Genomic DNA, 7851 nt, shown 5'->3' on the forward strand with positions numbered 1-7851 from the left:
CGGCATGTCGATGACGCGCGCAACGACGGCGCCCGGGCTGCCGACGACACCCGCCGCGGCGAGGGCGGCAGCCACAACATCTAGGCCCGATCACAAGAACACCTGGCGCCTGCTTCCCCCGGGGAGGCAGGCGCCAGGTGTTGTTGGGGGAGCCGCTCAGCCCTTGACGGAACCGCTCATCAGGCCGCCGACGAAGTACTTGCCCAGGATGATGTAGACCAGCAGGGTGGGCAGCGAGGCGATCAGCGCGCCGGCCATCGACGCGGCGTAGTCGGTCAGCTGTCCGCCGGCCAGGAAGCTCAGCGCGATGGTGACCGGGCCGTTGGAGCCGGAGGAGAAGAACGCCGCGAACAGGTAGTCGTTCCAGGCGGAGGTGAACTGCCAGATGAGCACCACCACGAAGCCCGGGGCGGAGACCGGCAGGATCACCGAGGCGTAGGTGCGCAGCAGCCCGGCTCCGTCCATGCGCGCCGCTTCGATCAGCTCGGCCGGCACGGATTCGTAGTAGTTGCGGAAGATCAGGGTGCAGATCGGCAGGCCGTAAACGATGTGCAGCACCAGCAGCGAGGGGATGCCGTTGGGCACTCCGAGACCCTGCATCAGCTGGGTCAGCGGGATCATCACGGCCTGGTACGGGATGAACATGCCGAACAGGATGAGGGTGAAGACCACGTTGGCGTAGGGGAAGCGCCAGCGGGAGAGCACGAACCCGTTCATCGATCCGAGCAGGGCCGAGATGATCGAGGCGGGGATGACCATGGCGAAGGTGCGGCCCAACGCCGGGCCCAGGGTGTCCCAGGCCTTGGCCCATCCCGCGGTTTCCCACGTCGTCGGGAAGAGCCACGCGGTGGAGGGATCGGCGTCGGACGGCCCCTTGAAACTGGTAATGAACAGGACGTAGGCCGGAATCAGCACCACAAACACGAACAGCAGCAGGATGGAGTACTTGAGCGTCCGGTTCATCCTCTGCCGGCCGGTGCGGGGAGCCGCAGGCCGGGGCCGGGCAACCTCGACGGGCGGCGGGACGGTTGCAGTGGCCATCAGCGCTTCTCCTGCCGCGAGGTGTAGACGAGGTACGGGACGACCACCAGCGCGACCAGCACCAGCATGATGGTGCCGATGGCGGCCGAGTCGGCGTAGTCGCTGCCGATGTACTTGACCCACATCATGGTGGCCGGGACCTGGATGTCGTAGGTATTGGCGTCGGGAACGATCGCCCGGATCAGGTCGAACAGCTTCAAGGACATGTGGCCGATGATGATGACAGCCGAGAGCATCACCGGGCTCAGCTGCGGAAAGATCACGTGACGGTAGAGCTTCCACTCGCTGCAGCCGTCGATCCGCGCCGCCTCGCGCAGTTCTTCCGGGATGCCGCGGAATCCGGCCAGGAACAGGGCCATCACGTAGCCGGAGAGCTGCCAGATGGCCGGCACGGCGATGGCGGCAATGCCCCAGTTGGGATCGGACCACCAGCTGTTCTGCAGGAAGCCGAGCCCCGTGCTGTCCAGCAGCCGGTTCAGGCCTGTGGCACGCTCACCGCCGGGCTCGCTGGTCTGCAGGCTTGACAGGAGCCAGCGCCAGACCACGCCCGAGGCGATGAAGGACACCGCCATCGGGAAGAGGTAGACCGAGCGGAACAGCCCCTCGCCGGCGCCGGGCCGCTCCAGGATCCAGGCCCAGAGGAAGCCGAAGATCAGCGTGCCGGCCAGGAACACCACCGTCAGCAGGAGCAGGTTGCGCAGTGCGTGCTGGAAATCTGCGTCCCCGAACAGCCGGAGGTAGTTCTCCAGGCCGACGAATTCCGACGACGGCCGGGCCGTGTGCTGGTTGGTCATCGAGATGCGGACGTTTTCCGCGATCAACGCGTAGACGAAGACCGCCAGCAGGATGAGGGTAGGGGCGATCAGGGCCAGCCCCGGTCCCCAGGTCTTCACTTTCTTGAACATGGACTTCTCCTAGTGCCGCCGTACACGCCGGTGTGACATGGAAGGGCGGGCGCGGTGGTGGTGCCGCGCCCGCCCTTCCGGGGCGTCCTGGCTTACTGCCCGAACTTCTCGGCGATGGACGCCAAGGATTCCTGCAGGGCAGCCACGTCCTGCGGGCCGCCGAACTTGCTGACGGCGGTGCTCAGCTCGTTCAGCCAGGCCACCGGCACGGCGGCGCCGTGGGCCAGCGAGGACACGATGGTGTCGGACGAGAAGTCCTCGATGGCGCTCTGCTGGTATTCGCCGAACTCGTCGGACGGCACGTCGGTGCGGGCCGGGATGGAGCCCTTCGCCGCGTTGAATGCCTGCTGGCCCTCAACGCTGGAGATGGTGGTCAGCCAGGCCTCGGAACCGGCCGGGTTGGGAGCACCCTTGGGCAGTGTGAACGAATCGGCCAGGAAGTCGAAGACGCCGTCGGTGCCCGGGGTGGGGAAGTAGACGTAGTCCTCACCGGGCTTCTTGCCGTCCTGCGCGAACTTGGCTTCGGCCCAGTCGCCCATCACGTTGTAGGCGGCGGCGCCGTCCTCCACCAGCTGGGTGGCCGGACCCCAGTCGCTGAGCGTGTCCCGGTCGGAGTTGGTGTAGTCGAGGGTCTTCTTGTAGTTCTCGATGGCCTCGGTCACGTCGGGGCCGGACCAGTCGGTGGTGCCGTCCCAGAGCCCGTTGTAGCCCTCGGCGCCAAGGGTGGCGAGCAGGATGTTCTCGAACAGCTGGACCTGGGTCCAGGTTCCGGCCACGGCCAGCGGGGTCTTCCCCGCCTCCTTGATCTTGTCCATGTCCGCGAACCAGGCGTCGAGATCGGCCGGCGGGCTGTTCGGATCCAGGCCGGCGTCCTTCAACACGTCCACGTTGGCCCACACCACGTTGGCCCGGTGGATATTCGACGGCACGGAGTAGATCTTGCCCTCGACGGTCAGCCGGTCCAGCAGGTCCTGGGGGAACGCCTCGTTGAGCTGCGCGTCCTCGTAGAAGGAGGTCAGGTCCTCGAGCTGGTCGGCGGCGATGTAGTCCTGCAGCTCGGCTCCGGCATGCGCCTGGAACGAGTCCGGCGGATTGCCCGACTTCAGGTTGGCCGCCAGCACGCTCTTCGCCTGGCTGCCCGCGCCGCCGGCGACGGCAAGGTTGTCGAACTTCAGCTCCGGATACTGTTCGGTGAAGATTTCCACCAGCGCATCCAGCCCGACCTTCTCGGAACCGTCCGCCCACCAGGTGAAGACTCCTACCGACCCCGACGCTTCCTCAGGGTTGGCTTCGTCCACCGCGCTTCCGCCGCCGCACGCGGACAGGAGCAAACCCGCGGCCGCAACGCCGGCGAGCAAAGATTTGCGTCGCATAAACGCCTCCATCAATCAGCAGTCATGGCCACGGGGTCGGCAAGACCCGCACACGGATGTGTGGCTTAGTACCGAAGTTAACTCCGTCACACACCTTGTCGTCAAGAGTTGAACGCAAAGACGACCCCGGGAAGGTCCCGTCCGTGCTTAGGCGACGAGGAGCTCGGCCTGTTGAAGCACCAGCGTCGCGGCGCCCAACGCCTCGGCGCGGCTGCCCAAGGTGGACATCGCCAACTCCGTGGATTCTCCGACGACCGGAACCGCGTGGCGCAGCAGCCCGCGCCGTATCGGGTCCAGCAGGATGCTGCCGAGGCCCGTCAGAGAACCGCCAACCACGATGACCTCGGGATTGAGCAGGTTGCAGACGTTGGCGAGGGCGCGTCCCACGGCCAGGCCCGCATCATCGATCACGCGCAGGACGGCCGGGTCGCCCTCCAGTGCGATCCGGACGATGTCCTCGGTGCCGATGGGCTCGCCGCGGCCGCGGCTGAGCAGATCGATCATGGTGGAGGTGGAGGCCACCGTCTCCAGGCACCCGCGGTTGCCGCACCGGCAGATGATGCCGTGTTCGGCGACCGTGGCATGGCCTACCTCGCCCGTGACGCCGACATGGCCGTAATAGAGCTTGCCGTTGAGGACCAGGCCGGCCCCGATCCCGGATCCGATCTTCAGGAAGACAAGGTTCTGCGCGTGCTGGTAGGGGCCCCAGCTGACTTGGGCGAGGGCGCCCAGATTTGCGTCGTTGTCCACGAAGACGTCGGTGCCGAACCTCTCCCGCAGGCGGGCCAGCAGGTTGATGCCCACCCATTCGGGCAGGATGGCACCGTGGATCACGGTGCCGGTCCTCCGGTCGATCGGGCCCGGTATGCCTGCGCCCACCCCGATCACGGCCCGGGGGGAAACGGAGTTTTCATCCAACAGCCGCTGCGCCAGCCGGGCGGCGGTGTCGATGCCCTGCTCGGCCCCGTGGCCGAGCGGCAATTCGACGGCGCCTTCGGCGAGCACCTGGTGGTCGAGGCTGACCAGCACCACGTGCACGTGCCGGCGGCCGAAATCCACTCCGACGGCAACCGCGCCACGGCCGTCGAGCAGGACCGACAGGGCGCGGCGGCCGGAACTCGTGGTGGGCGCGGTGCTGACAAGTCCGTCGTCGGCCATCGCCTTGACGATGTTGGAGACCGTGGCGGTGGACAGCCCCGTTTGCCGGGACAGTTCGGCCTGGGTAAGCGGGCCGCGTGACATCAGCGCCTGCAGGACCCGTTGGCTGTTCCGCCGCCGCAGGGCGCTTTGGGACCCCGGCCGGAGCTGGGGTGTGCGCGGCACCGGAGGCTGCGGGGCCTCGAGGGTGGACGGGTGATCGGCTCGCATACAGAAAAGCGTGCGGCAGTGCCGCCTTGTAGTCAAGAAGTTAACGCAACTGCCTCGGCGCGGCCCGTGTGCGGCCGAACCTTGCCACCGATCCGGCCGGCTTTTCCCGAGCGTAGACTGGCCGCAAAGCGCGGAGGCGAATGACATGGAAGACCTCAGGCTCACTGTCAACGATCTGGAACGCAACGCACGGCTTCCCGCCGGCGACGACGAACGGTTCTTCGGTTACGTCGTGTCGGGGCTGACCTTCTCCTCCGGCCATGTGCTGGGGCTGCGGCGGTTTCCTGTCACCTCGGTCGGCCCCGGCTACACCTCCGTGTGGCTGCGTGACCCCGCCGAAAACTGGAGCATCTTCACCACGGTGCCGGCGGAAAAATCCTGTCCCCGGTATTTCGGCAGCGGACTGCGGCACACCTCGGTGCACGCCATCGCGGTTGATTGGACCGGGCCGCGCGGTTTCACCGTGTCCATCCCGGACATCGACTTCTCTTGGGACGCAACCGTCTCGGACACTCCGGTCACCCGGCTCATGTCCGGAATGACGGCCAAGACGCCGGACCGGCTGTGGCAGAGTGGCCCCTTCCTGGCCGCCATGGGCGTCATGTCAGGCCCGGCACTGCGGCTGGGGCGGATGCGGCTGGCGGGGACCGCCCCGAACCGGCAGCGGTTCCGCGCCGCCCCGCGCCGGCTGTGGTTCATTGACAACAGCAGTGCACGGCTGGGGGCAACGGACTTCGGGCCGCCGGGACCGCTTCCCGAGCAGGCCAGGCTGGGCGGCTTCTGGGTCCCGCAGCGCGGTACGTTCATGATCGGCACGGCCGCCTTTGAGACCCTCGATCCGGCCAGGCACCTGCAGCAATCCACGGCCTGACCGGGCTCTCGGCGGCTATGCCTCCGCGGCGTCGTCGATCGCGTCGCGGTGCAAGGCGGCGATTTCCACGTAGCGGGCGGCGTTGTCCAGCACCGACTGGTACTCGTCCTCGCTGAGTTCGCGGCGGACCTTGGCCGGGACACCCGCGACGAGCGAACGCGGGGGAATCTGTGTGCCCTCCAGCACGACGGCGCCGGCTGCCACCAGCGAACCCTCACCGACCACCGCACCGTTCATGACCGTGGCGCTCATGCCGATCAGGCAGTTGTCCTCGACCGTGCAGCCGTGAATCACGGCGGCGTGGCCGACGCTGACGCCGGCGCCGACGGTGCAGGGGAAACCGGGGTCCGCGTGCAGGACCACGTTGTCCTGCAGGTTGCTGCGCTCGCCGACGCGGATGGGAGCGGTGTCGCCGCGGACGCTGACGCCGTAGAAGGCGCTGGAGTCGGCTGCCAGCGCCACGTCGCCGCTGAGCGTCGCCGTGGGGGCGACGAAGGCGGACGGATCGACGGCCGGCAGCATGCCGGAGATGGTGATGATGTGGGCCATCCCATCAGCCTAGCGACACCGGACCCGCCGCAGGAGCTTCGTGACGGACCTTCCGTGCCGCGGAGCCTGCCGGTTACGGCTTGGTCAGGATAAAGAACTGATAGTGCCGGTCGGACTCCGGCCGCTCCCAGGTGGTGAAACCGGAGATCAGGCCGTGCTCCCCGAAGAGCCGCCGGACGGTTGCGTCGCTGCGGCGGCTGTAGAAGCGGCGCGGTTCGAAGTCGTCGTCGGCAACGATGCCCTCCTCGTCGTCGCCGGACCAGAGCCCGACCGCCAGCGGAGCGCCCGAGGCCAACACCCGCATGGTTTCGGCGAGAACATCCGGCAGGTCCTGGTCGGGGATGTGCAACAGCGTGCTCATGGTCCAACCGGCGGAGAACGTTCCCCCCGCGAACGGCAACTCCCGGGCCGAGCCGACCACCGCCTCCAGGTGCTTCGTCCGGGCCAGCCGGACGTTCTGCTCGGACAAATCCACGCCGGTGTAATGGATTCCCGCCGCCTTGAACGCGAGCCCGTCCGTGCCGGTGCCGCAGCCGATCTCCAACACGCTGTGCCGCCGGGCTGCGACCAGGGAGGCAATGAATTCCTGCCGGGCTGCGTCCCTGCGGGGATCCCTCCAGCGCCGGTCGCGCTCGGGCGCCTGCTGGTCGTAGAACGCCCTCAGTTCAGGCTCATGGTTGCCCATCCGATGAGAGTACGCCCTGCGCCGGGCCGGGCACAGGGGCGGACACCGCCGTCGTAAATGGACCACTGAGCGGGCCCCGACGAGAGGAGCCCGGCGCGTGGACGCCGGCGTCGAACTAGTTAAAAACGACGGTGCGGGTGCCGTCGAGGAGCACGCGGTGTTCGGCGTGCCACTGCACGGCGCGGGCCAGGGTGCGCGCCTCGCCGTCCCGGCCCAAGGCCACGAACTGTTCGGCGGTGTGGGCGTGGCGGACCGGAATGACTTCCTGGTCGATGATCGGGCCCTCGTCCAGGTCCCCGGTGACGTAGTGCGCCGTGGCGCCAATCAGCTTCACGCCGCGGGCGTGCGCCTGGTGGTACGGCCTGGCGCCCTTGAAGCTGGGCAGGAACGAGTGGTGGATGTTGATGGCCTTGCCGGCCAGTTCGGTGCAGAGCTCGTTGCTGAGCACCTGCATGTAGCGGGCCAGCACCACCAGTTCCACGTCGTGTTGCTCGGCCAGGTCCCGCAGGGCCTGCTCGGCCTGCGGCTTGGTGTCCGGTGTGACGGGAATGTGGTGGAAGGGGATGCCGTAGAACGCGGCGAGCTCGGCCAGGTCCTGATGGTTGGAGACGATGGCGGGGATCTCGATCGGCAACGTGCCCGAGCGCTGCAGGAACAGCAGGTGGTTCAGGCAGTGCGCCGACTTGGACGCCATCACCAGCGTGCGCATCTTCACGCCGTCGCGGCGCAGCTTCCAGTCCATGCCGAACTCCTGCGCGACCGGCTGCAGCCGGTCATGGAGTTCTGTGTAGGAGAGGTCCGTGGCCACAGCCACCCGCATGAAGAACCGGCCCGACTGCGGGCTGCCGTACTGCTGCGAGTCGGTGATGTTTCCGCCGGCCCCGGCCAGGGCGCCGGCGACGGCATGCACGATGCCGGGGCGGTCCGGGCAGGAGAGGATCAGGGTGTAGGCGGTGGCGGCGGGGGCTTCAGTCACGCATCCTAGGCTACCGGCTGCGCTTCGGCTTCCGCGGCAAGGTACCTGCCCGCGGCCACGGCAGCCGCCCGGCCGGCGCGGGT

8 protein-coding genes are annotated in these 7851 nt (G+C 68.0%); 1 reads left to right on the forward strand and 7 read right to left on the reverse strand.

Going from position 1 to position 7851, the window contains the following annotated elements; genetic code table 11:
* Positions 1 to 156: 156 nt before the first annotated feature.
* The 4 genes from AC5RUJ_RS07565 to AC5RUJ_RS07580 all read right to left on the reverse strand — a co-directional run bounded on the left by AC5RUJ_RS07565 (position 157) and on the right by AC5RUJ_RS07580 (position 4687).
* The gene (locus AC5RUJ_RS07565; protein ID WP_494014427.1) at positions 157 to 1041 is read right to left on the reverse strand and encodes a carbohydrate ABC transporter permease; all 885 of its coding nucleotides are present in this window, start codon (positions 1039 to 1041) and stop codon (positions 157 to 159) included.
* Positions 1041 to 1946 (reverse strand): carbohydrate ABC transporter permease, encoded by a 906-nt coding sequence (locus AC5RUJ_RS07570; protein WP_494014426.1) that lies wholly within the window; start codon positions 1944 to 1946, stop codon positions 1041 to 1043. The genes AC5RUJ_RS07565 and AC5RUJ_RS07570 overlap by 1 nt, the downstream gene beginning before the upstream one ends.
* A 92-nt stretch (positions 1947 to 2038) precedes the next feature.
* Positions 2039 to 3319: an ABC transporter substrate-binding protein gene (locus AC5RUJ_RS07575; protein ID WP_494127998.1), complete on the reverse strand. Its 1281-nt coding sequence runs from the start codon at positions 3317 to 3319 to the stop codon at positions 2039 to 2041.
* A 147-nt stretch (positions 3320 to 3466) separates the two neighbouring features.
* Positions 3467 to 4687: an ROK family transcriptional regulator gene (locus tag AC5RUJ_RS07580; protein ID WP_494127999.1), complete on the reverse strand. Its 1221-nt coding sequence runs from the start codon at positions 4685 to 4687 to the stop codon at positions 3467 to 3469.
* A 145-nt stretch (positions 4688 to 4832) separates the two neighbouring features.
* Between AC5RUJ_RS07580 and AC5RUJ_RS07585 the strand changes: the two genes are divergently transcribed.
* Positions 4833 to 5558 (forward strand): hypothetical protein, encoded by a 726-nt coding sequence (locus AC5RUJ_RS07585; protein WP_494076273.1) that lies wholly within the window; start codon positions 4833 to 4835, stop codon positions 5556 to 5558.
* 15 nt (positions 5559 to 5573) lie between these two features.
* Here AC5RUJ_RS07585 and AC5RUJ_RS07590 read toward each other — a convergent pair whose 3' ends face one another.
* From AC5RUJ_RS07590 to purU, 3 genes are all read right to left on the reverse strand, one after another.
* Positions 5574 to 6107: a gamma carbonic anhydrase family protein gene (locus AC5RUJ_RS07590; RefSeq protein WP_494076272.1), complete on the reverse strand. Its 534-nt coding sequence runs from the start codon at positions 6105 to 6107 to the stop codon at positions 5574 to 5576.
* Positions 6108 to 6180: 73 nt separating this feature from the next.
* Positions 6181 to 6792, reverse strand: a complete 612-nt coding sequence (locus AC5RUJ_RS07595; protein WP_494050201.1) for a class I SAM-dependent methyltransferase — start codon at positions 6790 to 6792, stop codon at positions 6181 to 6183.
* Positions 6793 to 6907: 115 nt separating this feature from the next.
* Positions 6908 to 7768 (reverse strand): formyltetrahydrofolate deformylase, encoded by an 861-nt coding sequence (gene purU / locus AC5RUJ_RS07600; RefSeq protein ID WP_494128000.1) that lies wholly within the window; start codon positions 7766 to 7768, stop codon positions 6908 to 6910.
* Positions 7769 to 7851: the final 83 nt, after the last annotated feature.

Source organism: Arthrobacter sp. Y3223164 (genome assembly GCF_059091005.1).

Coding starts and splice junctions, on each gene's coding strand:
- AC5RUJ_RS07580 (WP_494127999.1), bottom strand. CDS start 4,687: ATGCGAGCCGATCACCCGTCCACCCTCGAGGCCCCGCAGCCTCCGGTG.
- AC5RUJ_RS07595 (WP_494050201.1), bottom strand. CDS start 6,792: ATGGGCAACCATGAGCCTGAACTGAGGGCGTTCTACGACCAGCAGGCG.
- AC5RUJ_RS07565 (WP_494014427.1), bottom strand. CDS start 1,041: ATGGCCACTGCAACCGTCCCGCCGCCCGTCGAGGTTGCCCGGCCCCGG.
- AC5RUJ_RS07590 (WP_494076272.1), bottom strand. CDS start 6,107: ATGGCCCACATCATCACCATCTCCGGCATGCTGCCGGCCGTCGATCCG.
- AC5RUJ_RS07575 (WP_494127998.1), bottom strand. CDS start 3,319: ATGCGACGCAAATCTTTGCTCGCCGGCGTTGCGGCCGCGGGTTTGCTC.
- AC5RUJ_RS07570 (WP_494014426.1), bottom strand. CDS start 1,946: ATGTTCAAGAAAGTGAAGACCTGGGGACCGGGGCTGGCCCTGATCGCC.
- AC5RUJ_RS07585 (WP_494076273.1), top strand. CDS start 4,833: ATGGAAGACCTCAGGCTCACTGTCAACGATCTGGAACGCAACGCACGG.